The 22,461-nt window shown below is 61.8% G+C and carries 12 protein-coding genes; 6 read left to right on the top strand and 6 right to left on the bottom strand.

The window, feature by feature from the left end:
- The first annotated feature begins 28 nt into the window (after positions 1-28).
- The 3 genes from uvrA (at position 29) to GC131_07385 (ending at position 5,717) form a co-directional block, all read left to right on the top strand.
- Positions 29-2,881 carry an excinuclease ABC subunit UvrA gene (uvrA, locus tag GC131_07395; protein MBI1273892.1) on the top strand — a complete coding sequence of 951 codons (2,853 nt, stop codon included), beginning with the start codon at positions 29-31 and terminating at the stop codon, positions 2,879-2,881.
- Between the two features lie 80 nt (positions 2,882-2,961).
- Positions 2,962-4,512, top strand: a complete 1,551-nt coding sequence (locus tag GC131_07390) for a hypothetical protein (protein MBI1273891.1) — start codon at positions 2,962-2,964, stop codon at positions 4,510-4,512.
- Positions 4,513-4,811: 299 nt separating this feature from the next.
- Positions 4,812-5,717 carry a hypothetical protein gene (locus GC131_07385; GenBank protein ID MBI1273890.1) on the top strand — a complete coding sequence of 302 codons (906 nt, stop codon included), beginning with the start codon at positions 4,812-4,814 and terminating at the stop codon, positions 5,715-5,717.
- A gap of 455 nt (positions 5,718-6,172) precedes the next feature.
- Here GC131_07385 and GC131_07380 read toward each other — a convergent pair whose 3' ends face one another.
- The 6 genes from GC131_07380 to GC131_07355 form a co-directional block, all read right to left on the bottom strand.
- The gene (locus tag GC131_07380) at positions 6,173-7,702 is read right to left on the bottom strand and encodes a F0F1 ATP synthase subunit alpha (protein MBI1273889.1); all 1,530 of its coding nucleotides are present in this window, start codon (positions 7,700-7,702) and stop codon (positions 6,173-6,175) included.
- A 2-nt stretch (positions 7,703-7,704) separates the two neighbouring features.
- Complete coding sequence (locus GC131_07375; protein ID MBI1273888.1) at positions 7,705-8,388, bottom strand: F0F1 ATP synthase subunit delta; 684 nt, start codon at positions 8,386-8,388, stop codon at positions 7,705-7,707.
- 395 nt (positions 8,389-8,783) lie between these two features.
- Positions 8,784-9,680 carry a GTPase Era gene (locus GC131_07370; protein MBI1273887.1) on the bottom strand — a complete coding sequence of 299 codons (897 nt, stop codon included), beginning with the start codon at positions 9,678-9,680 and terminating at the stop codon, positions 8,784-8,786.
- Positions 9,677-10,378: a ribonuclease III gene (rnc, locus tag GC131_07365; GenBank protein MBI1273886.1), complete on the bottom strand. Its 702-nt coding sequence runs from the start codon at positions 10,376-10,378 to the stop codon at positions 9,677-9,679. The genes GC131_07370 and rnc overlap by 4 nt, the downstream gene beginning before the upstream one ends.
- A gap of 2 nt (positions 10,379-10,380) precedes the next feature.
- The gene (gene lepB, locus GC131_07360) at positions 10,381-11,172 is read right to left on the bottom strand and encodes a signal peptidase I (protein ID MBI1273885.1); all 792 of its coding nucleotides are present in this window, start codon (positions 11,170-11,172) and stop codon (positions 10,381-10,383) included.
- A 32-nt stretch (positions 11,173-11,204) separates the two neighbouring features.
- Entirely contained in the window at positions 11,205-11,945 is a 741-nt protein-coding gene (locus GC131_07355) for a pyridoxine 5'-phosphate synthase (protein ID MBI1273884.1), read from the bottom strand.
- A gap of 121 nt (positions 11,946-12,066) precedes the next feature.
- On the opposite strand from GC131_07355, the gene mutS reads away from it, so the two are divergent.
- From mutS to GC131_07340, 3 genes are all read left to right on the top strand, one after another.
- Complete coding sequence (gene mutS / locus GC131_07350) at positions 12,067-14,769, top strand: DNA mismatch repair protein MutS (GenBank protein ID MBI1273883.1); 2,703 nt, start codon at positions 12,067-12,069, stop codon at positions 14,767-14,769.
- A gap of 186 nt (positions 14,770-14,955) precedes the next feature.
- Positions 14,956-20,451, top strand: a complete 5,496-nt coding sequence (locus tag GC131_07345; protein ID MBI1273882.1) for a hypothetical protein — start codon at positions 14,956-14,958, stop codon at positions 20,449-20,451.
- A 32-nt stretch (positions 20,452-20,483) separates the two neighbouring features.
- Positions 20,484-22,454, top strand: coding sequence for an acyltransferase family protein (locus GC131_07340; protein MBI1273881.1), 1,971 nt, complete (start codon positions 20,484-20,486; stop codon positions 22,452-22,454).
- The last annotated feature ends 7 nt before the right edge of the window (positions 22,455-22,461 follow it).

Raw genomic sequence — 22,461 nt, 5'->3', positions numbered from 1 at the left:
ACCTGTTTTGTTCTAAACATCTCGGGCCATGCTTAAAGATATTTCCATCCGCGGCGCGCGGGAACACAACCTCAAAGACATCAACGTCACAATTCCGCGCGACCGGTTCGTGGTCATCACCGGCCTGTCGGGTTCCGGCAAATCCTCGCTCGCATTCGATACCATCTATGCCGAAGGACAGCGCCGCTATGTCGAAAGCCTTTCGGCCTATGCGCGCCAGTTCCTTGAAATGCAGCAGAAGCCGGATGTCGATTCCATCGAAGGTCTTTCACCCGCGATTTCAATCGAACAAAAAACCACCTCGCGCAACCCGCGATCCACCGTCGGCACGGTGACCGAAATTTACGATTACATGCGCCTTCTGTTCGCGCGCGTCGGCGTGCCCTATTCGCCCGCAACCGGCTTGCCGATCGAAAGCCAGACCGTAAGCCAGATGGCGGACCGCATTTTGGCGATGCCCGAAGGCACGAAGCTGCTGCTGCTTGCGCCCATCGTACGCGGCCGCAAGGGCGAATACCGCAAAGAGCTGAAGGAGCTGCAGAAGAAAGGCTTCCAGCGCGTCAAGGTTGACGGCAAGGTGTGGGAGATCGGCGAGGTTCCTGCGCTGAACAAAAAGATCAAGCACGATATCGCCGTGGTGGTTGACCGCATCGTTGTGCGCAAGGATCTTGGCAACCGGTTGCCCGACAGCATCGAGGTCGCGCTCAAGCTCGCGGACGGGTTGATGCTCGCGGAAAACGCCACGACAGGCGAGAGCACCGTCTTTTCCTCGAAATTCGCGTGCCCCGTGAGCGGCTTCACGATCGAGGAGATCGAGCCGCGCCTGTTTTCCTTCAACAACCCGCACGGCGCCTGCCCGGCATGCGACGGGCTCGGCGAAAAACTGACCTTCGATCCCGCGCTGATTGTGCCGGATGACGGGCTTTCGCTGGCCGAAGGCGCGATCGCGCCGTGGAAGAGCGTGATGTCGATGTTCTATGAACAGACGCTTTCCGCCGTCGTGCGCAATTTCAAGGGCAGCATGAATGCCCCGTGGCGCCAGCTCGGCAAGGACCTGCAGCAGGCCATTTTATACGGCACGCGCGGGCGCGACATCACCTTCGTGTACAAGGACGAAACCCGCAGCTACCGCAACACCAAGCCTTTCGAGGGCGTGATCCCCAATCTCGAGCGCCGCTGGCGCGAAACCGAAAGCAACTGGATGCGCGAGGAAATCGGCCGCTATCAGACCGCGCAGCCGTGCGACGCCTGCGGCGGGCTGCGGCTGAAGCCGGAAGCGCTGGCGGTGAAAATCGCCGGCAGGCATATCAGCGATGTGGCGGGGCTTTCGATCAAGGCCGCGGGGGCGTGGTTCGAAAACCTCGATAAAGACCTCACGCCCAAGCAGCGGGAAATCGCGGCGCGTATTTTGAAGGAAATCAACGAACGGCTCGGATTCCTCAATAATGTGGGCCTCGAATACCTCACGCTCGCGCGCAATTCGGGCACGCTTTCGGGCGGCGAAAGCCAGCGCATCCGCCTCGCTTCGCAAATCGGCTCCGGCCTCACGGGCGTGCTTTATGTGCTCGACGAACCCTCAATCGGGTTGCACCAGCGCGATAACGACCGGCTGCTCACGACGCTGAAGCGGCTACGCGATATCGGCAACACCGTGCTGGTCGTGGAACATGACGAAGACGCAATCCGCAGCGCCGATTACGTGATCGATATGGGCCCCGGCGCGGGCGTGCATGGCGGCGAGGTTGTGGCCGCCGGGCTGCCGGACGATATCGTGAAAGTGCCGCGCAGCCTTACGGGCCAGTATCTGAGCGGCAAGCGCAGCATCCCCCTGCCCGCCGCACGGCGCGAAGGCCGCGCGGGTCAGTGGCTTGAGGTGATCGGCGCGCGCGAAAACAACCTCAAGAACATCGACGCGAAATTCCCGCTCGGCACCCTTACCTGCGTCACCGGCGTTTCCGGCGGCGGCAAATCCACGCTGGTGGTTGAAACGCTTTATAAAGCGCTGGCCAAACAGCTCAACAAGGCGCGCGATCTGCCCGCCGCGCACGACAAGATCAAAGGCGTCAAGCTGATCGACAAAATCGTCGATATCGATCAATCCCCCATCGGCCGCACGCCGCGGTCGAACCCCGCCACCTATACCGGCGCCTTCACGCCGATCCGCGATTGGTACGCCGGGTTGCCCGAAGCGCGGGCGCGCGGCTACGGGCCGGGGCGTTTTTCCTTCAACGTCAAGGGCGGGCGCTGCGAAGCATGCGAAGGCGACGGCGTCATCAAGATCGAGATGCATTTCCTGCCCGACGTGTATGTCACATGCGACACCTGCAGCGGCAAGCGCTATAACCGCGAAACGCTGGAGGTTCTGTACCGAGGCAAATCCATCGCCGATATTCTTGCGATGACGGTCGAGGAAGGCGCGGAGTTTTTCAAGGCCGTGCCTTCTATCCGCGACAAGATGGAAACGCTCAACCGCGTCGGGCTCGGCTACATCCAGATCGGCCAGCAGGCGACCACGCTTTCGGGCGGCGAGGCGCAACGCGTCAAGCTTTCCAAGGAACTTTCGCGCCGCGCCACCGGCAAAACGCTTTATATCCTCGACGAACCCACGACAGGCCTGCATTTCGAAGACGTGCGCAAACTGCTCGAAGTGCTGCACGCGCTTGTCGATCAGGGCAACACGGTGGTGGTGATCGAACATAACCTTGAAGTGATCAAGACCGCCGACTGGATCATCGATCTCGGCCCCGAGGGCGGCGATGGCGGCGGCGAGATTGTGGCCGCGGGCACGCCCGAAGACGTGGCGCGCGAAAAGCGCAGCTATACGGGCAAATATCTTTCCGCCTATCTTGGCGCGCCTGCGCGGGCGAAGAGGCGCGCCTGAAAAAGGCGGGATGCCGCCGCTTTCGTTGCCGCGATGATTGTGTATGATGGAGCCGTCCCGCCACGGCAACGCAATCCTTGATGAACACACCCGTCCCGCTTACCGATGCCGCCCTCGCCCGCCTGCGCGCGCTCGCTTCGTCCAACGGCGCGAGCGGCGAGATCATCCAGCTTCTCAGCACCGAGGAACGGGCCTGCGAACTGACGGCAACCATGACGCTCACGCCGCATGTTTCGGCGCAGGCCGGGCGCCAGCCGGGCACAGTGAAGGGCCGCAAGATACACAACTTCGCGTCCACAGCCGAAATGCAGCAGCATCTGACCAAGCAGCAAAAGGAGTTTACCGCCACCCAAAGCTGGTTCGATGCGATCAAAGGCGAATTGCACAAAATGCCCGGGCAAGGCTGGGGGGCGGAAGGTTTGCGCTTCGAACTGGACGAGCGCACCGAACAGCTGGCGGCCAGCGAAGCGTGCGTTGAATGCGGCGGCGCGCGGGCAAGCGCCTGCCCCACCTGTCATGGCAACAAGACCATGCCCTGCAACCAATGCCAGGCGCGCGGGCAAGAAATATGCCCCGCCTGCCAGGGCACGGGCATGCAGCCGGGCGGCAACGGGCAGCAACCTTGCATAACGTGCCGTGGCGCGCGCAGCGTCGGGTGCCGCACGTGTCAGGGCCGCGGCGCGACCGCCTGCCCTACATGCAGGGGCAGCGGCGGCATGCAGTGCACCGGGTGCCGCGGCACCGGCATGATCACCGATCTCGTGAAGCTCAATTACAGCGTCGAGGTCAGCTTCGCCATCAATCACGGCGCGGATGTTCCGTCAGCTATCCGCAACCTGATCGGCCGCAACGGGCCGGATCTGCTGGCGCGCGGGCACGCCGATATTTCCTATGTGCGTGACGGCGAAACCGGGGGAAGCGTGCAGCGTCTGCATTACACGGCCGCTTTCCCGGCGGCGGAAATGGCGCTCTCGATCCTCAACAAGCGCATGCGCGTCACGGTTTTCGGCAACCGCCGCGCATTGCTTGATGTGCCGCCCTTCCTTGATGCCACGCTCAAGGCCGCGCGCAAGGCGCTTGCCATGGCGGCCGAGGGCAGCGATATGCTGCAGGATGCCTGCAAGGCAAAGGTGATCGAAGACGCGCTGCGCATCACGCTCGCGGGGCAGCGGGAAGCGCGCGATTTGCTGCGCCAGCACCCGATTGCGCTTTCGCGCAATTGTGCCACGGAGATTATGCAGAACGTCACGCGCGCGCTGAAACAGGTGACGTTGAAGGCGCGCTGGCTTGCCTCTGGCGGCAGCGTCGCGCTGGCATGCGGGGCGTTTGCCGCCCTGTTCATGACGCCCGCGCTTGCCGGCTTGCCGCTTTCCGCGCGCGTGGCGGCCGAGCTTGTGGCGGCACCGGTTATGATGGGGTTTGGCTGGTTCGCGGTCGGCCGCGCGGGGCGCATGGCGCTAACGCGGCGGTTCGGGCCGGGTGCGGCAGCGGGCAAAATGGCGACGCCGCCGAGCGGCAAAATCGGCATGACCACAATGGCGCTTATACTTGTCGTTTATTTACTTTTTGCCCTGCTCGGCCCGGCACAGCCCGCATGGCTGGCATGGGTCGGCGCCATGCTGCAAAATTAACCATACAGACTGCTTGACGGCGGGTGGCCGAATTTCCTATAGAACGAATGTTCCGTTTCGGCGGAACCGCGGAATTTGATGGGAGCAGCTTGCTGCCGCGTTACCGATAGCTAAAGCGCCGCAGCCAGTAAGCCCCGATAGAATATCAGAGCTTCCGCACTGTGGTCCCCAGCAGGGCCACGCTGTGCCGAAGCTATTTTTATAGCCTCACATATCGTTGTTCTTTGCGCTGGGTCTGTTCCCGCAAGGTGAACCCGCGCGTCCACGCATTTGTGGCGCGCAAAACGATTGTGAGAACCATGAGCGCAGCATATTCAAGAACCAGCATACGCCACATCACCGATACGACCGATGTGATCAACGCCGTCCCCAAGATACAGGACGCCTATACGCACTGGATGGGCAAGCTTGGCATCCGCGATGCCGATCTACATGTAACGCCCGCGCACACCACGATTGATATCGGCACGATTGTTTCCGAGCTTGTCACCAACAAGTCCCGGCCCGAAAAGCTTGTGCTTGCCGTCAATTGCGCGCCGCCAGACAAGGACAAAACCAACGGCAAAAAGGGGAACCATCGCAAAGAATTCGTATGCGCCGAGCTTAAGGACGGCACGGTCATTTGCGGCACCCTGAACGGGTACGAGCTTTCATATGTCCGGGACCAGATCAAAAGCCTCTACCGGCTTACCAATACCAACCATACCAGCAGCCAGTTCCGTTCGCTCGAGGTGCTGCCGGAGGAAACGCTGCGCTTTTCCCAACCGGAAACCCGCGCGCAACAAATGGCTGACGACAAACTGGAGCCTATGGATATCGCATCCAGCGTGCCTGCACCTCCCGATGTTACCCATGTGTTCAGGGTCGATAATTTTGGCAATGTTGGCCTGTATCTTTCACAAGCCGACCGCGCAAGGCTGGAAAAGGCAGAAGGAAAGTCCATCAAAATTGCGTTTGCAAGAGCTTCCCTTGAAATTGGCGGGCGGCAATCGCAGAGATTCTTCCCTTCCTTCCGGGCCGTGGTGCGGCAGACCTTCTTCGACGACAAGAAGCACAAGAATGTCCTCACGCTGAATTCCAGCTCGACCCTGATTGACGGCGGCAGCGTACCAATGGTGTTGAATTTGCGCGACCTGCCTGCGGCTACGAGACCGGGTTACCAATTGCCCGAGGTAGGGGCACGAGTGAAACTGCAAATCTCCTAGCAGCCATCACCGCAGCCACCATACCCGGCTTTAACCATGCTATTTTGCGTCGCACAAAAATACGGGCCTTAAACGCAATAAAGTTGCGCTGCATTTCGCAGTTGCAGCATATAATTTCGTTGACTGAATCACCCAGGATTTTTTATTTCTTGGTGCCCTGAAACGCGGTTTTACGGATTCAGGTAAAAATTTTTGCTGGGAGAGATTATGAGAACGATATCGATGAAGCCGGTTGCCGCACAGCTGCGGACCGCCGGGCGCGTTACGCTCGCGTCAGAGCCGGAACCAAAACCAGCAGAACCCGATTCCGGCCCTATTGACGACCTTGCCGGCCCTTGGGGCAGACCAATGCCTAAAGGCTGAAGTGATTCAGTGAGTCCAGAATAAAAAAAACCCCGCCTTCGTTTTCCCGGAGGCGGGGTTTTTCTTTGTTCGTAATCGCCGGGCGTTTGCGCTTACGCAAAACCCCTGGCGTAGCTTTCAATGAAAGCCTTCAGCTTTTCTTCGGTTTCGGGCTTGATCTGCTTGTCGGCGCGGACGGCATCGAGGATCGCGCTGCCGCTCTGGCGCAGCTCGGTCATCAGGCCCTGTTCGAAGCGCGGAACATCTTCCACCGCGACCTTATCGAGATAACCCTTCACGCCCGCGAAGATCGAGCAGACCTGCTCCTCGACCGGCATCGGCTTGTATTGCCCCTGCTTCAGAAGCTCGGTCAGACGGCGGCCACGGCCCAGAAGTTTCTGCGTCGTGGCATCGAGATCGGAGGCGAACTGCGCGAAGGCTTCCATTTCGCGGAACTGCGCGAGTTCGAGCTTGATCGTGCCTGCGACCTGCTTCATCGCCTTGATCTGCGCGGCGGAACCGACGCGGCTGACCGAAAGGCCGACGTTGATGGCCGGGCGCACGCCCTTATAGAACAGGCCGGTTTCAAGGAAGATCTGCCCGTCGGTGATGGAGATCACGTTGGTCGGGATGTAGGCCGAAACGTCGCCCGCCTGGGTTTCGATCACCGGCAGCGCGGTCAGCGAACCGGCGCCGTGGTCGTCGTTCAGCTTCGCCGCGCGTTCGAGAAGGCGGGAATGGAGATAGAACACGTCGCCGGGATATGCTTCGCGGCCCGGCGGGCGGCGCAGCAGCAGCGACATCTGGCGGTAGGCCACCGCCTGCTTCGACAGATCGTCATACACGATCAGCGCGTGCATCGCGTTATCGCGGAAAAATTCGCCCATCGCGCAGCCGGTATAGGGCGCGAGGAACTGCAACGGCGCCGGTTCGGAAGCCGTGGCGGCGACCACAATCGAATATTGCAGCGCGCCGGCATCTTCCAGCGTCTTGACGATCTGCGCGACGGTCGAGCGCTTCTGCCCCACCGCGACATAGATGCAATACAGCTTCTTGCTTTCATCGTCGCCCGCATGCGCAGGCTTCTGGTTGATAAAGGCGTCGATCGCCACCGCGGTCTTGCCGGTCTGGCGGTCGCCGATGATCAGCTCGCGCTGGCCGCGACCGACGGGCACGAGGCTGTCGATGGCCTTCAGGCCCGTTTGCATCGGTTCGTGCACCGATTTGCGCGGAATGATGCCCGGCGCCTTGACGTCAACGCGCGCCATCTTCACGTCCTTGAGCGGGCCCTTGCCGTCGATGGGGTTGCCGAGCGCGTCCACGACGCGGCCAAGCAAACCCTTGCCGACGGGAACTTCAACGATCGCGCCGGTGCGCTTGACGATATCGCCTTCCTTGATCGCGCGGTCGTTGCCGAAGATCACGACGCCGACATTATCGGCCTCAAGGTTCAGCGCCATGCCCTTGGTGCCGTCCTGAAATTCCACCATTTCGCCGGCACGGACGTTATCGAGCCCGTAAACGCGGGCCACGCCGTCGCCGACCGAAAGCACCTGGCCGACTTCGGCCACTTCGGCCGCGGCGCCGAAAGCGGCGATCTGCTGCTTGAGAACCGAGGAAATTTCCGATGCGCGGATATCCATGACTATGCTGCCTCCTTCATATGACGCGCGAGCCGCGCCAGCTTGTTCTTGAGCGACGCATCGACGAAACGCGAGCCCAGTTTAACCGTGAAACCGCCGAGCAGATCGCGATCTTCGCTGAACGTGATCTGGATCTTGCCGCCCGCCGCCTTTTGCAGGGCGCCCGTCAGCGCCTCCGCCTGCTGCGGGGAAAGTTTCTGTGCGCTCGTCACGGCGGCAATGGTTTCGCCGCGGCGCCGCGCCACTTCGCCGAGAAAGGCTTCGGTGATCACCGGCAAAAGCGCGGTGCGGCGATTTTGCGCCGTAAGACCGAGGAAATTCTGCGTCAGCTTCTGGAACTGCGCCGCTTGCGCCAGTGCCTGCATCGCCTTCATCTGCTGCAAACGCGACAAGCGCGGATTGGCCATAATGGCCTGCAGCTCGGCGCTGGCGGCGACCAGCTGACGGATGGCGCGAAAATCGGATGCGACGGCATCGATCGCATTTTGTTCATCTGCAAGATCGTAAAGAGCGACGGCATAACGGCGCGCCAGCTGGGCGGCCGCGCCGGCCACGATGGGGGCCTTCCCCTGTCCTTGTTCTGCGGTCACTGTCGTCACGGGCAATGAACCTCTAGTGCATTGAAAATACGTTATTATTCGTTTCCTGGGCGACAGATTCTTCTTTCGCCCGCGCGCTTCTACCATGCCGGTACTGGTGGCGCAATGGGGTGCGCCAACTTACCGTTTTTTTGTTATTAGAAAATAGTCATTTCATGAAAGTTATCGTAATTACTTTCGGCACGCTGTGCGACATTATGAGGATATTGACGCAAACGATGATTTGAGCAGGTTGTTATGGGTGATGTAATAAAGCCGGGGCCAAGAAAACACCACAAAGCTTGGTTTTCATGGATCGTGAATAGATTTATCCGCTGGAGAAACAAAAAAAACTCCGGCCAGTATGCACCTGCGTCCACAAATTTCAGCTGGCGCATAGCATCAGATAACGTAGCTGACCGAGATGCCTATGTGTTGCCGCTAGGTCAGCGCCCGCAAGTCCGTATGCGGCGCAGCCTTGGTCTGAATGGCCCGCCGCAAGGTTAGTGCTTAAGCCCGAACAGGCGGTAAAAATCGCCCCGTTCCTGCCACTTCTCATCGACCTTCACTTCAAGCAATAAATGTACGCGCTGCCCGAGCAGTTTTTCAAGCTGCCCGCGCGCGGCCGTGCCGATCGCCTTGATGCGCGCGCCGCCCTTGCCGACCACAATTCCCTTCTGCCCTTCGCGCGTCACCACCACATTTTGCGTAATGCGGACGCTGCCGTCCGGCTGGTCTTCCCATGCTTCGGGAATCACGGCGGCGGCGTAGGGGAGTTCCTGCGACAATTGAAGGTACAACTGTTCGCGCGTGATTTCGGTCGCGAACAGGCGGGAAGACAGATCCGTCAACTGGTCCTTATCGAACAGCCACGGTCCTTCGGGCATGCGCGGCGCCAACACGGCGCGCAGATCGGCAACGCCGTCACGCTTGAGCGCGGAGATCATGAAGGTTTGTTCAATGATCGCATGCGCCGCCAGTTTATCCGCAAGCGGCAAAAGCTTTTCATGCGGCTTCACAAGATCAACCTTGTTCAGAACCGCGATCACGGGCCGCTTCGCGGCTTCGAGCTGGCTGATCAGCGCCTCGATCGAAGCATCGATCCCCGCCTGCGCATCAATCACCAGCAGCACGGCATCGGCATCGTCAAGCGATTGCCACGCGGCGCCGACCATGGCGCGGTCCAGCGTGCGCTTGGGCTTGAAGACGCCGGGGGTATCGAGCAGGCAAAGCTGCGTATCCCCCGCCGTCGCGACACCAAGGATCCGCATGCGCGTGGTTTGCGGCTTGGCGCTGATGATCGAAACCTTTTGCCCAACCAGCGCGTTCACAAGCGTGGATTTTCCCGCATTCGGCGCGCCGATCAGCGCGACATAGCCGCAGCGTGTTTTGCCCGTCATGCCAGCATCCTCAGCAGCCTTGCGGCCGCTTCCTTTTCCGCAATGCGCTTGGATGACCCCTCGGCCGTCACCGGATCGTGGTCCTTGATCGTCACTTCGACCACGAAGCAAGGCGCGTGCGCCGGGCCTTCGCTGGAAACCACGCGGTAGGCCGGCAGCGGCATGCTGCGCGCCTGCACCCATTCCTGCAATTCCGTCTTGGGGTCGATCGGCGGACGCGCCGCAGCATCGAGCAACGGTTCCCATGCGCTATGGATGAAACGCTCGGCCGCTTCCATGCCGCCATCGAGATAGAGCGCGCCGATCACGGCTTCGCACGCGTCCGATAATATACCGGCGTTAACCGTGCCGCCCGCCACGCGTTCGCTTTTCGCCACGCGCAGATAGCGATCGAGATCGAGGCCTTCGGCCACGCGCGTCAGCACATCGCGGTTTACAAGGCCGGTATGGCGGCGCGCCAGGTCGCCTTCGCTCGCATCCGGGTACATTCGGTATAGCCACGCCGCGATCACGAGCCCGACTACCCGGTCGCCGAGGAATTCGAGCCGTTCATAGGCCGGCGCGCCGGACGGGCGGCGCGGCGCGGAAAGCGAAGGGTGGGTGAGCGCCGCTTCAAGCAAATCCATGGCGGCGAACTGGTGCGAAAGCGCGCGCATCAGCACTGTGACATTGACGCTGGTTGGTTCGGCGCCGGCCATGGCTATTGAATTTGCTGGAACATGCGGTCCCAGCGGACCGACCACGGCCATTTCCAGAATTGCCAGAACCGCGTGGCGGCACTGAGCGAGAAGAAGGTGAATTCCGCGCGCCCCACGAGGTTTTCATAAGGCACATAGCTGACATTGCGCGTGCGGCTGTCCTGCGAATTATCGCGGTTGTCGCCCATCATGAAATAATGCCCTTCGGGTACGCGGAACGGCCCGGCGTTATCAAGCGGCGCGTTTTCGTATTCTTCAAGCACCACATAGCTTTTACCGTTCGGCATGGTTTCACGCCATTCGATGGCCGGGCGCATCGGCATGCCCGCCTTGTCTTCCATCATCACGGGGCCGATGCGTTCCCGCGGCAGCGGCGCGCCGTTGATCCAGACCTCGCCGCTCCGGACCGCGATCACATCGCCCGGCAGGCCGATAAGCCGCTTGATGTAATCGATGCTCGGGTCGCGCGGCAGCTTGAACACGATCACATCGCCGCGCTCGGGCTGCTTGCCGAACAAGCGCCCTTCGAGCGGGATCGCCCCCAGCACGGTCGAGCGGCTGCTGTAGCCGTACGAAAATTTGGAAACGAACAGGAAATCGCCCACCTGCAGCCCCGGCATCATGGAGCCGGAGGGGATATTGAAGGGCTCGAACGCCACGGTGCGTATCACCACCGCGATCAGGATCGCATAAATCACGGTACGGATCGCGCTGCCTTCGCCGTAATCCTTTTCGAATTTACGGGTCGCGTCGGACGTAACGGGCCGGTTTTCTTCGGTATTGGGCTGGGTCATGGCTGGCAAACTGCCCCTTGCGCCTTATGACGTCAAGCGGGCTTGCCTCCGCGCGCCGCGTCCATAGCGGCACGCATGCGCCGCACGGCAGCTTCGAGCCCGGTGAACAGCGCCTCGCCCACAAGATAATGGCCGATATTCAGCTCCTCGATTTCGGCAATCGCGGCTATGGGGCCGACATTGTCAAAATTCAGCCCATGGCCCGCATGCACTTCAATGCCAATGGCGGCGGCATGGCGCGCGGCATCGGTAATCTGTTTCAAAGCCGCCGTCTGCGCGCCGCCCCGCGCGTTGCAATAAACGCCGGTGTGAAATTCAAGCGCCTGCGCGCCCGCGGCCTTGACCGCATCGACCTGCGCGATATCCGGGTCGATGAACGGCGCGACCTGTATGCCCGCCGCCGCAAGTTGCGTAACGACAGGCTGCAGCGCGCCGATCTTGCCTTTCACATCCAGCCCGCCTTCGGTCGTCAATTCCTCCCGCCGTTCGGGCACAATACACACAGCGTGCGGTTTCAGCCTGAGCGCGATCGCGGCCATTTCCGCGGTTGCGGCCATTTCCATATTGATCGGCGCGCCCAGCGCTGCGCAAAGCCGTTCAACATCGGTGTCGCGGATATGGCGGCGGTCTTCGCGCAGATGCACCGTGATGCTATCGGCCCCGCCCGCCAGCGCGGCGTGCGCGGCGCGCATGATTTCCGGGTGCACATCGCCGCGCGCGTTACGCAAAGTGGCGACATGGTCGATATTAATTCCCAACCGTAAACGCCGCATGGTTTGTGCCCGCCGTCCGTGATGCTATAAAGACCACGAGATTTAACACGAGCCAGCCGCCAGCCACAACAGCGACCGGCGGCTTGCCAATTGAATTCCTTACCGGATTTCGGGGATATTGATGGCCCGGCACGCACGCGAAAAACAGGAAACAGGCACCCTGCCCGGGCTGCCCGGCCCGACCGAAGACAATGATACATCGCCGCTGATGGCACAATATCTGGCGCTGAAGGCCGCGCACCCGGATGCGCTGTTGTTTTTCCGGCTCGGTGATTTTTACGAACTATTCTTCTACGATGCGGCAAAGGCCTCGGCCGCGCTCGATATCGCGCTGACCCGCCGCGGCCAGCATCAGGGTCAGGATATCCCCATGTGCGGCGTGCCCGCGCACAGCCACGAAGCCTATCTCGCGCGCCTGATCCGCAAGGGCTTCCGCGTCGCCATTTGCGAACAGATGGAAGACCCGGCGACGGCAAAGAAGCGCGGCAGCAAGGCGATTGTGGAGCGCGCGGTCGTGCGCATCATCACGCCCGGCACGCTGACGGAAGACAGCCTGCTTGAAGCGCGCGCCAGCAACCACCTTGCATGCGTGGCAGAAGAAAAGGGCAGGCTCGCGCTCGCCTGGCTCGATCTCGCGGCGGCGCAGCCGCAGGTGCAGGAGCTTGAGGCGCCCGCGCTGGCCGCGGCGCTGGCGCGGCTCGCGCCGGGCGAAATCCTCGTGCCGCAAAGGCTGCTTGAACATGCCGAACTGAAAAGCGCGCTGGAGCCGTGGCGGGCGCAGCTCGCGCCGCTGCCCGGCGCGCGTTTCGACAGCGATAATGCAACCCGGCGCATCTGCGCCATATATAATGTCGCGGCGACGGACGCGTTCGGCGATCTTTCCCGCGCCGCGCTGGCCGCGCTCGGCACGCTGCTCGATTACGTTGAGCTGACGCAGAAACGCGAAGTGCGGCACTTCGCGCGTCCGCAACTTGTGCAGGAAGACGCGGTGATGGCGATTGACGCAGCGACCGCGCGCAACCTTGAATTGACACGCACGCAGCAAGGCGCGCGCGAAGGCAGCCTGCTCGCCGCGATAGACCGCACCGTTACCGGCGCCGGGGCGCGGCTTCTGGCCGCGCGGCTGGCCGCGCCGCTGACTGACGAAGCCGCCATCAACCGCAGACTGGATTGCGTGGCGTTTTTGCATGAACAGCCGGATTTGCGCCGCACGCTGCGCGCGGCGCTGCACGAAACGCCGGAACTTGAACGCACGCTCGCGCGGCTCGCGCTCGGCCGCGGGGGCCCGCGCGATCTTGCCGCCGTGCGCACCGCGCTGCAGCAGGCGGCATTGTTACGCGCCGGTCTGCTCGGCGCGGAAAAAGCCGGGCTGCCGCCCGATCTGGCCGCGGCGGCAGGCGATCTTGGCGGGCATGCGCGGCTGATCGAAAAGCTTGATCGCGCCTTGATGCACGAGCTGCCCGCACTGGCGCGCGAGGGCGGCTTCATCCAGCCCGGCTTTTCGGCGCAGCTTGATGAGCTGGTAGCGCTGCGCGACGACAGCGACAAAATGATGCGCGCGCTGCAAAAACATTATATCGAGAAAACCGGCGTGCAATCGCTCAAGCTGCGCGCCAATCAGGTGATCGGCTACTATATAGAGGTCACGCCCGGCAACGCCGACCGGCTGTTGCAGATGAAAGATATTTTCATCCATCGCCAGACGCTGGCAACCGCCGTGCGCTTCACCAGCGTGCAGCTGACCGAACTTGAACGCAAATTATCTGACGCCGCCGGGCGTGCGCTGGCGGTCGAGCTGGAAATTTTTGCCCAACTTTCCGCCATGGTTCTGGAAAACGCAGCCGCCGTGCGCGCCACGGCGCAGGCGATCGCGCTGGTGGATGTCGCCGCCGCGCTGGCCGAACTGGCGGCGCAGCAGGGTTATTGCCGTCCCGTTATCACAGCAGACACAAACTTCGCCGTGACCGGCGGGCGCCACCCGGTCGTGGAACAGGCGCTGCGCGCGGCGGGCGATGAAAGCTTCGTCGCCAACGATTGTTCGCTGGCGCCCGCGCAGCGGCTTTGGTTGCTGACGGGGCCGAACATGGCGGGAAAATCCACGTTTCTGCGGCAAAACGCGCTGATCGCCATCATGGCGCAGGCCGGATTTTTCGTGCCCGCAAGCGCGGCGAAAATCGGCATCGTTGACCGCGTGTTCAGCCGCGTCGGCGCGGCGGACGATCTGGCGCGCGGGCGGTCCACGTTTATGGTCGAGATGGTTGAGACCGCCGCGATCCTCAACCAGGCAAGCGCGCGCAGCTTCGTGATCCTCGATGAGATCGGCCGCGGCACCGCCACGTTTGACGGGCTTTCGCTTGCCTGGGCGGTGATCGAACATCTGCATGAAGCGAACCGCTGCCGCGCGCTGTTCGCGACGCATTACCACGAACTGACCGCGCTGGAAGCCAGGCTAGGCGCGCTTGTGTGCCGCACGATGGCCGTGAAGGAATGGGAGGGCGCAATCATATTCCTGCACGCGATCGCGGAAGGCGCGGCCGACCGGTCTTACGGCATCCATGTCGCAAAGCTGGCCGGGCTGCCCGCCGCCGTGACCGCACGCGCCGAAGCGGTGCTGGCGGCGCTGGAAAATTCCGACAAGCGCAGGGATGCGGGCGCGCTGGCCACGCAAATGCCGGAATTTTCACAAATTCAGGCGCAGCAAGCCGCACAAAACGCCGCCGCGCGTGCCGCGCCGGCGCTGGAAGCGCTGAAGGCCATCAACCCGGACGATCTCACGCCCAAAGAAGCCTTGGAAGAACTGTACAGGTTGAAGAAGCTGGCCTAGCACATGCGCTTTTATGGTTAACACGCTGATTCCGCATGGCTTTAGGGTTCGCGAATCACTTCCATTCCGGCAACAGACTCTATAAAGTGCCTATCGTTTCGATGGCGGTATGCCAGCCAACCGGTTCCAGGCCGGTTGCAGCAAACCGTTACCTTTTTGTTTTCCGCTCATTTTTTCGAGGCAGTCATGGCTGACACTTCTGCTCAAAAGCAAACCGGAACCCAGCAGACCGGCACCCAAACAAAGCAGATCGCGCGCACCGAACCCCGGTTCTTCGAACACGCGCCGCCAACCCGAAATTATTCCACGCTTCCCTTCTGGCTCGGCGTCGGCTGCTCCGCCGGCTGGCTCGCGCTCGTTCTTTTGGTGCTGATCAGCGCAGGCGCGGCAAAAAGCTTCGCGGGCATTCCGCTCACCAGCTGGGCGCTCGGTCTTTCCGCCGTGGTTTCGCCCGTTGCTTTCATCTGGATGGTCGCCGCCTATCTGCAGCGCGCCGCCGATGTGCAGACCGCGACGGAACCGCTGCGCCGTCAGCTCGGCATGATTTTGAACGAGCAGGGCTCGGCCGAAGCGCGCATCAAGCGCTTCAATCTCGCCGTGCGCCAGCAGCTTATTTTGCTGAAGAACGCAAGCAAGCTCGGCCAAACCGAAATCGGCGCACTGCTTGAAAAGCTGCAGACTGAAAAATCGGACATCGTCGATCTGCTTGAACGCAGCAAGGGCAATGTCGGCCGCGCCGGCGAAGTTGTGGCGGCCGCCAAGGATTTCGACCGCCTGATCGAAGAGCGGCTTGAAAACCTGCGCGCGCTTGATGGCAGCCTGACGCAAACCGGCGATGCGCTTGGCCGCAACACGGCTTCCGTGCGCGAACAGCTTGAACAGCTTTTGTCCGATATCGACACGCAAAGCACCCAGATCACCAAGGCGATCACCTCGGCCAACGAAAACGGCGCGCAGCTGCGCGACGCGATCCGCAACCAGGAAACCGATTTGCTGGCCGCCGCCGACAACGCCAGCGCCAAGCTGGCGGAAAGCACCCGCGCGGTCGAGCTGCAGATCGAACAGTTCTACGACAAGGCGCAGGACGCGCGCGGCGAAGCCGTGCGTGCGGCCGACCTGCTTTCAACGCAGGGCGACCGTATCGCAGAGCTCGCCAGCGCATTGCCGAGGCGCGTCGAAGAAGCGGAAGCCACGCTGCGCGCGGCGGCTGAACGCCTTGCCGAAACCGAAAGCGAAGCCAGCCAGCAGGCGGGGCGCCTCGGTGCGACCCTTACGGCGCAGGCCGATCAGATCCACAACCTTCTGACCAGCTTCAGCGGCCGTATCGAAGAAGCCGACGGCAACCTGCTGCAGCGCCGCGGGCAGCTTGAATCGCTCGTCAACCACATTGCCGCCACCACCGAAACGCTGACCGACATTCTCGGTAAATCCGTCGATAAGTTCGATGGCACCACCAATGCGGGGATCGAGCGTCTGCGCGATATCACAACCGGCATCCGCGACGAAGCCGCGCGCCTGAACGAACAGGTCTCCGAAGCCACCGGCCGCTACGAAGGCGCGGCCGAGCGCGTGCGCGACCTGACCGAGAACAGCAATGCCCGCCTTGGCGAGACCGGCGACAAGCTGAGCCGCATGATCCTGCAGCTCGAAGCGATCGACGAACATGCGCGCTCGACCGGCCGCGACGTTTCCGACCGCGCCAATGCCGCTGTGGGTTCGATGGAAGAATTCCAGGACAAGCTCGCGGGCCTGCGCGACAAGGTGACCGAGCTGGCCGACCATACGGTCGATCGCTTCAGCCAGGGCGCGACGCAAAACCAGCAAGTCATCGCCCGCCTCGCCGAAGTGGCGCAGAACGGCGTGCAATCGCTTTCGCTGGCGACCGAGGCGCTCGCGCGCCACGAAGATACGCTGGCCGACCGCGCGCGCGAAGCCGAACAAGGCCTGCGCGACGTGCTCGTGCAGCTTTCCGACCGCACATCGCAAAGCGAGAATAATTTCCGTCTGCAGGTTGCCGGGATCACCAACCTTCTTGGCGAAACCGAAAGCCGGCTCGATGAAACCGGCAACCGGCTGGCCCAGCTTTCCGGCGCGGGCCTCGAACCCGTCAGCAAGGCGCTGGCGCGCATCATCGACACCACGCAGCAGGGCAGCGAACAGCTGGCCGACTACCAGCGCGGGCTCGACAGCGCCGCGCAGAAGATGCTGCAAACCACCGATCGCACCGCCGATCTCAGCATGACAATCGATCACAGCGCGGTCACCGCGCTGCAGACGGTCGATACGCTGTTTGGCCGCCTCGGCAGCATCCAGGCGGCGCAGCAAGGCGCGCTGGCCGATACCCACCGCGCATTCGACGAAATGAGCGCGCGCTTGAAGGACGAAATCACCGGTTTCAACCGGGGCGCCGACGAAACCGTCGTGAAGCTCCGCACCGTCGGCGGCCAGGTGTCCGAACAGGTGACCCAGCTGACGCAGGTGGCGCAACAGGGCGCGGCGCAGCTGCAAAGCGTCACCGGCACGCTGCAGAACGACGCCGCTCACACGCGCGCACTGATGCAGAAGCAGACCGCAGACCTGATCGGCGATCTGTCACAGGCGCAGGCGACCTTCAACGGCGTCGGTGATACCGTGAAGGAACGCGCGGGCGAGGCCTATGGCCTGATCGAACGCGTCGCCACCCGCTTCCAGGACGTGACCCAGAACATCGCGCAGGCGATCGAGGAAAAGGTGCTCGCGATCCGCGCCAGCATCGACCGCAGCAACGCCGAAACCGGCGCGCTGGAAACCACGCTGGATACCCGCATCAGCCTGATCGATCGCAGCAACGAAAGGCTGCAGGAAATCGGCACGGCCATTTCCGCTTCCAGCAACCGCGTGGTGACGCAGCTGCAAACCATTTCCGACCGCAGCGAACGCGCGCACGAAACCGTGGCCAATTCGGTTTCGCAAAGCCTCAACCGGCTCGACGAGGCCAATATGGCGCTGCAACGCCACACCGGCACGATCAACGAGGGCGCGCAAACCGCAACCGCATCGTTGCAGAAGGCCGGTACGGCGATGGCCGAACAGGGCACGCGCCTGCTCGATCTTACAAGCAAGAGCGACCAACAGCTTCGCAGCCTTGCCGGGTCCGCCAGTTCGCTGGCCGAACATACGGCGCAGATCCGCATCGCGATGGAACAACAAAGCGCGCATCTCGTACAGCAGCTTAACGGCGCCGTCGGCAAGCTGCAGGAAACCAGCAAGCAGCTGCAGCAAACCGTGGAAACCGCGCTTTCGGGCGCGGAGCAGTCTTCGGGCCGCTTCGATGAAATGTCCGCCAAGATCGGCAGCAACCTCGGCGCAGGCGCCGAACAGCTGCAACGCCTGACGCGTGATGCCGAAAGCGCCCTCAGCGCCATCAGCGGCAACCTGAACAGCCAGCTCAACGCGCTGGAACAGGCCGCACTGAAGATCGCCGAACAGCAGACCAGCGTCCGCACTGCCAACGACAACCAGAAGGAAGAGCTGGTCGCGATGTTCGAGCGGCTCGGCATGGCACACGCCTCTTCGTCCGAAGCGGCGGAACGCACCGCAGGCCGCCTGAGCGAAACGCTCAGCGCCATGAACCGCCAGCTTGCGCAGTTCAACGAACAGACGCAAAGCTCGCTCGCGGCCGTCCGTACCACCGGCGCCGGCTTCGCCGACCAGGCCGGCACCCTGACCACCAGCGCGCAGCAGGCCGAACAGCAGGTCCGCGCCGTGCTTTCCGTCACCGCATCGCTGGCCGACCAGGCACAGAAGATCCGCGAACAGACGCAAACCGAAACCGCGCGCGCCGCCGAAACGCTGGCCACCATGCTGGGCCAGATCGACGGCAGCGGCGAACGGCTCAAGATCCAGACCGCGAACGTGCTGGCAAGCATCGACCAGGCTTCCGCCCGCTTCGCATCCTCGACCCGCGATGCCAGCGGCATGCTGGTCGAACAGACCGGCGAGCTTAGCCAGCTGGCCGCGCGCGCGACCGAAGCGCTTTCCGGCTACGGCACGCAATTGCGCGAACAGCAAGAACAGCTTGCGAGCGTGGAAGGCGAAGCCGCCAAGCGCACGCAAAGCATCGCGTCCGTGGCGCAGCAGGCAAGCCAGCGCCTGAGCGAACTGAACAGCCAGCTGTTGCAAAGCGAATCGAACGCCGGCGAAACCACCGCCGAGATGATCGAACGCATCGGCGCCGTGCGCGCCGCTGTGCAGCGCGATTTGCAGGAACTGACGCATCAGGCCGAACTTGCGGCCGGCCAGGCCGCCACCGCCAGCCAGCGCATCGGCGAAGCCGAAAGCAGGCTGCAAAGCACGGCCGAACGTCTGCGCGGCGAAGGCGAACGCATTCCCGCGATCATCGGCAATTCGGTTTCCCAGATGGAAGCGACCACGACCCATCTGCGCCAGCATGCGGAACAGGTTGCCAAAACGCTCGGGTCTTCTACCACCCTGTTCAGCGAAACCGCGCATGCGGCCAACGGTGTGCTCGGTCAGCTCGGCCTGCGCGTGAAGGCGGCTGCGGAAGAAGCGAAGGAATCGATCACCTATTTTGCGAAGCTGATGGCGGAACAGGTCGATGCGATGCAGGACGGCACCGGCAACTTCTCGGCCGAGCAGCAGAAATTGCTGCAACAGGCCAACGCCACGGTGGCCGAAGTGCTGCTGGCAGGCGAACGGCTCACCAGCTTGCGCGAATCCGCCGAAACGGCGGCAACCAAGTTCGGCGTGCAGCTGCAAAACCTCGATGTGCAGGCAAGCGTGGTTTCCGAACGGCTTGGCGGCAGCAGCGTCGCGCTGCAGCAACAAATCGGCCTTCTGGCCGAAGCCACCAAGCGCAGCGAAAGCCAGATCCAGACCGCCACGGCCGGATCGCGCGAACAGATGGACAAGGTCCGCACCATGCTGCAAGCCGAGGTCACCAGCATCAACAACGGCTTTGCCCAGATGGCGACACAGCTGGAAGATATGTATGCCGGTATCAAGAAGGCGACTTCGGGCACTTTCGAGGATATCGAACAGATGGCTGGCCGCTTCCGTGCGGCAAGCGAAGGCGGGGTCGATCTGATGGCCCGCAAGACGCTGGACCTGCGCGCGCTGACCGAACAGGCGGCGGAGCTGCTGAACGGCTTCGGCAAGCAGCTCGACAACCAGCTCGATCGCCTGACGGTCACGACCGAACAGATTGCGGCGCAGGACGGCAAGATCGGCAGCGATATCACCAAGGCGCTCAAGCATTTCGAAGGCGTCGGCAAGCAGCTGGAGATCAATCGCGACCTGCTCAGCAACATGGGCGAGCAGATCACCCGCCGTATGGCCGATATCAGCAACAACACCGAAGACCAGATCCGCAACCTCGCCGAACAGGCGGAAGCGGCGGCCAATATGGTCCGCAATGCCACCAGCACGTGGGAAGAAACCACCGAATCGCTGGCGCGCGGCGCGATCTCGGCACGGGGCGAAGTGGTTTCGGTCAGCCATGCGATGGACGCATTGCAGGAAAAGGCTTCGACCATGCGCGGCACGTTGCAGCAGCAGGGCGAACAGCTGATCACCTCGCTGGCGCAACTGATCGCGCAGCTTGAAAGCGCGGGCGACAGCATGCAGTACAGTGCCGACCCGCTGGTCAACAAAATCGAAAACAGCCTGAAGAAAATCAGCTAGGCCGGCCCTGAATCCTGCGGTAAGACGAGGTTATGACAACCCCGTCTTACTACCGCCCCGATATCGACGGGCTGCGCGCCGTTGCCGTACTGGTCGTGCTGGCCTTTCATCTTGATAGCCATCTGCTTCCCGGCGGCTTTGTCGGCGTCGATGTTTTCTTCGTTATTTCCGGCTATCTCATTACCGGCCTGATCCTGCGCGCACAGCAGGCACATGTTTTCAACATCGCCGATTTTTACTTCCGCCGGGCACGCAGGATATTACCTTCGCTGACCGTGGTGCTTCTGTTCTGCCTCGTCGCCGGCTGGTTTATGCTTATGCCAGACGAGTTCGCCAGTTTACGCAAGCATATCGTCGCCGGCAGCCTGTTCTATGCCAATATCCTCAACTGGCTCGAAGTCGGTTACTTCGATGCGCCCGCACAGCTCAAGCCGCTGTTGCATCTCTGGTCTCTGGGCGTGGAAGAGCAATTTTATCTTATCTGGCCGTTTATCCTTTGGCTGTGCATGAAAATGCGCGGCGACATCAAAATCTTTATAGCCGCCGCCATGGTTGTTTCTTTCTTGGTGGCCATAATCCTGGGCGATGGCAGCCGGGATACTGCTTTTTACCTTCTGCCCAGCCGCCTGTGGGAGTTGGCCGCCGGCGGCGCGCTGGTTGTCATGGAAATGCGCACGAAAGGGGCCGGTAAACCCCGGCTCAGCCCCTGGATAAAATCCACGGTCGGCATGGTGCTGATTTTGGGCGCCTGCATTGGCCTTGATAAAACAGACTATAGCCCCGGCTGGCAAGCATTGCTGCCGGTGCTCGGCACCGTGCTTATCATTGCCGCCGGGCCGCAGGCGCCGTTCAACAGACTGGTGCTGTCAAATTCCGCCATGGTTTTCGTGGGCCTTATTTCGTACCCGCTTTATCTCTGGCATTGGCCGCTTTTGTCTTATGCGCACATCGTGCAAATGGGGGCGCCAAGCGGCTTGCTGCTTGTCTTGTGCCTTGCGGCCGCATTCCCGCCCGCATGCCTGACTTATTTTTTCATCGAACGCCCGATCCGGGCAAGGCCGGTCGGCTCAGTCATCACGCCGTTTGGCTTGCGCCTGTTTCTGGGCATCGTGGCGGCCCTTTTTCTCACAATCTCTGCCACGCTGATCGTCAAATACCCGGCCGCCCGCGCCGTACCGGCGGTTCCTGGCGCCAAAGGCGCAGAGATGGCCTTGAACAATTTTTTCATCGCGCGTTCCACCAATAATAATTGCACGGCCATCCTGCCCACCGTCGATCCGCGCTGGGATTATTGCAATATGTCGGTAAAAGATTTGAAGGATGTGCGCCTTGCCATAGTGGGGGACAGCCACGCCCACGCCCTTTGGCAAACATTTGACGGTTATTATCGCAGAAAAACCGGCAAGGGCACAATCAATCTTGGTGTGGGCAATACAATTTTGCCTAACCGCCTGAACGATTCGCAGCCGAGCACCATGAAAATCAACAACAGGATGCAGGCCATCATAGACCTGATAACGACAACCGACACCATTAAAACCGTGCTGCTGGTGGGGCGCTGGACCCTGCAAACAAAGAGCGAATCTGAGGCCGCTATCCTGCATGACAGGCTGGATGCCGAGGTTACGCTTCTGGAAAAACTCGGCAAGAAGGTCGTGCTCGTACTGCAGCCGCCAGAACTAAGCTACAATCCACTGTTATGTGAAGGCGGAAAACAGTCCGGGCGACCGATGCTTCTGGAAGATACGCCGCCCGTCTCTTGCGTCACAGACCGCGAAAAAGCCATGGCGCCGACCAAGCCGATGCGCGCCATTGCCCGGGATCTGAAGGCCCGCTATCCTGATCTGATTGTGATCGACAGCGCACAATCTGTTTGTAATGAAACAACCTGCACATCCCTGTCCGACGAAGGCGTAAGCCTGTACCGCGACAAGGATCATTTAAGCGTGGCGGGCACGATCCTGGTAACGAAAAGATTGCTTCAACTGAAGGCCGTGCGCTGATTACGGC

Source organism: Alphaproteobacteria bacterium, from assembly GCA_016124955.1.
Taxonomy (GTDB): domain Bacteria; phylum Pseudomonadota; class Alphaproteobacteria; order UBA9219; family RFNS01; genus RI-461.
Note: the sequence above shows the minus strand (reverse complement) of the source record. Positions and strands in the feature narration are given on the sequence as shown.

Bases quoted from the DNA above. Each gene is read 5' to 3' on its own strand.
- uvrA (MBI1273892.1), top strand. From the start codon at position 29: ATGCTTAAAGATATTTCCATCCGCGGCGCGCGGGAACACAACCTCAAA.
- GC131_07390 (MBI1273891.1), top strand. From the start codon at position 2,962: ATGAACACACCCGTCCCGCTTACCGATGCCGCCCTCGCCCGCCTGCGC.
- GC131_07385 (MBI1273890.1), top strand. From the start codon at position 4,812: ATGAGCGCAGCATATTCAAGAACCAGCATACGCCACATCACCGATACG.
- GC131_07380 (MBI1273889.1), bottom strand. From the start codon at position 7,702: ATGGATATCCGCGCATCGGAAATTTCCTCGGTTCTCAAGCAGCAGATC.
- GC131_07375 (MBI1273888.1), bottom strand. From the start codon at position 8,388: ATGGTAGAAGCGCGCGGGCGAAAGAAGAATCTGTCGCCCAGGAAACGA.
- GC131_07370 (MBI1273887.1), bottom strand. From the start codon at position 9,680: ATGACGGGCAAAACACGCTGCGGCTATGTCGCGCTGATCGGCGCGCCG.
- rnc (MBI1273886.1), bottom strand. From the start codon at position 10,378: ATGGCCGGCGCCGAACCAACCAGCGTCAATGTCACAGTGCTGATGCGC.
- lepB (MBI1273885.1), bottom strand. From the start codon at position 11,172: ATGACCCAGCCCAATACCGAAGAAAACCGGCCCGTTACGTCCGACGCG.
- GC131_07355 (MBI1273884.1), bottom strand. From the start codon at position 11,945: ATGCGGCGTTTACGGTTGGGAATTAATATCGACCATGTCGCCACTTTG.
- mutS (MBI1273883.1), top strand. From the start codon at position 12,067: ATGGCCCGGCACGCACGCGAAAAACAGGAAACAGGCACCCTGCCCGGG.
- GC131_07345 (MBI1273882.1), top strand. From the start codon at position 14,956: ATGGCTGACACTTCTGCTCAAAAGCAAACCGGAACCCAGCAGACCGGC.
- GC131_07340 (MBI1273881.1), top strand. From the start codon at position 20,484: ATGACAACCCCGTCTTACTACCGCCCCGATATCGACGGGCTGCGCGCC.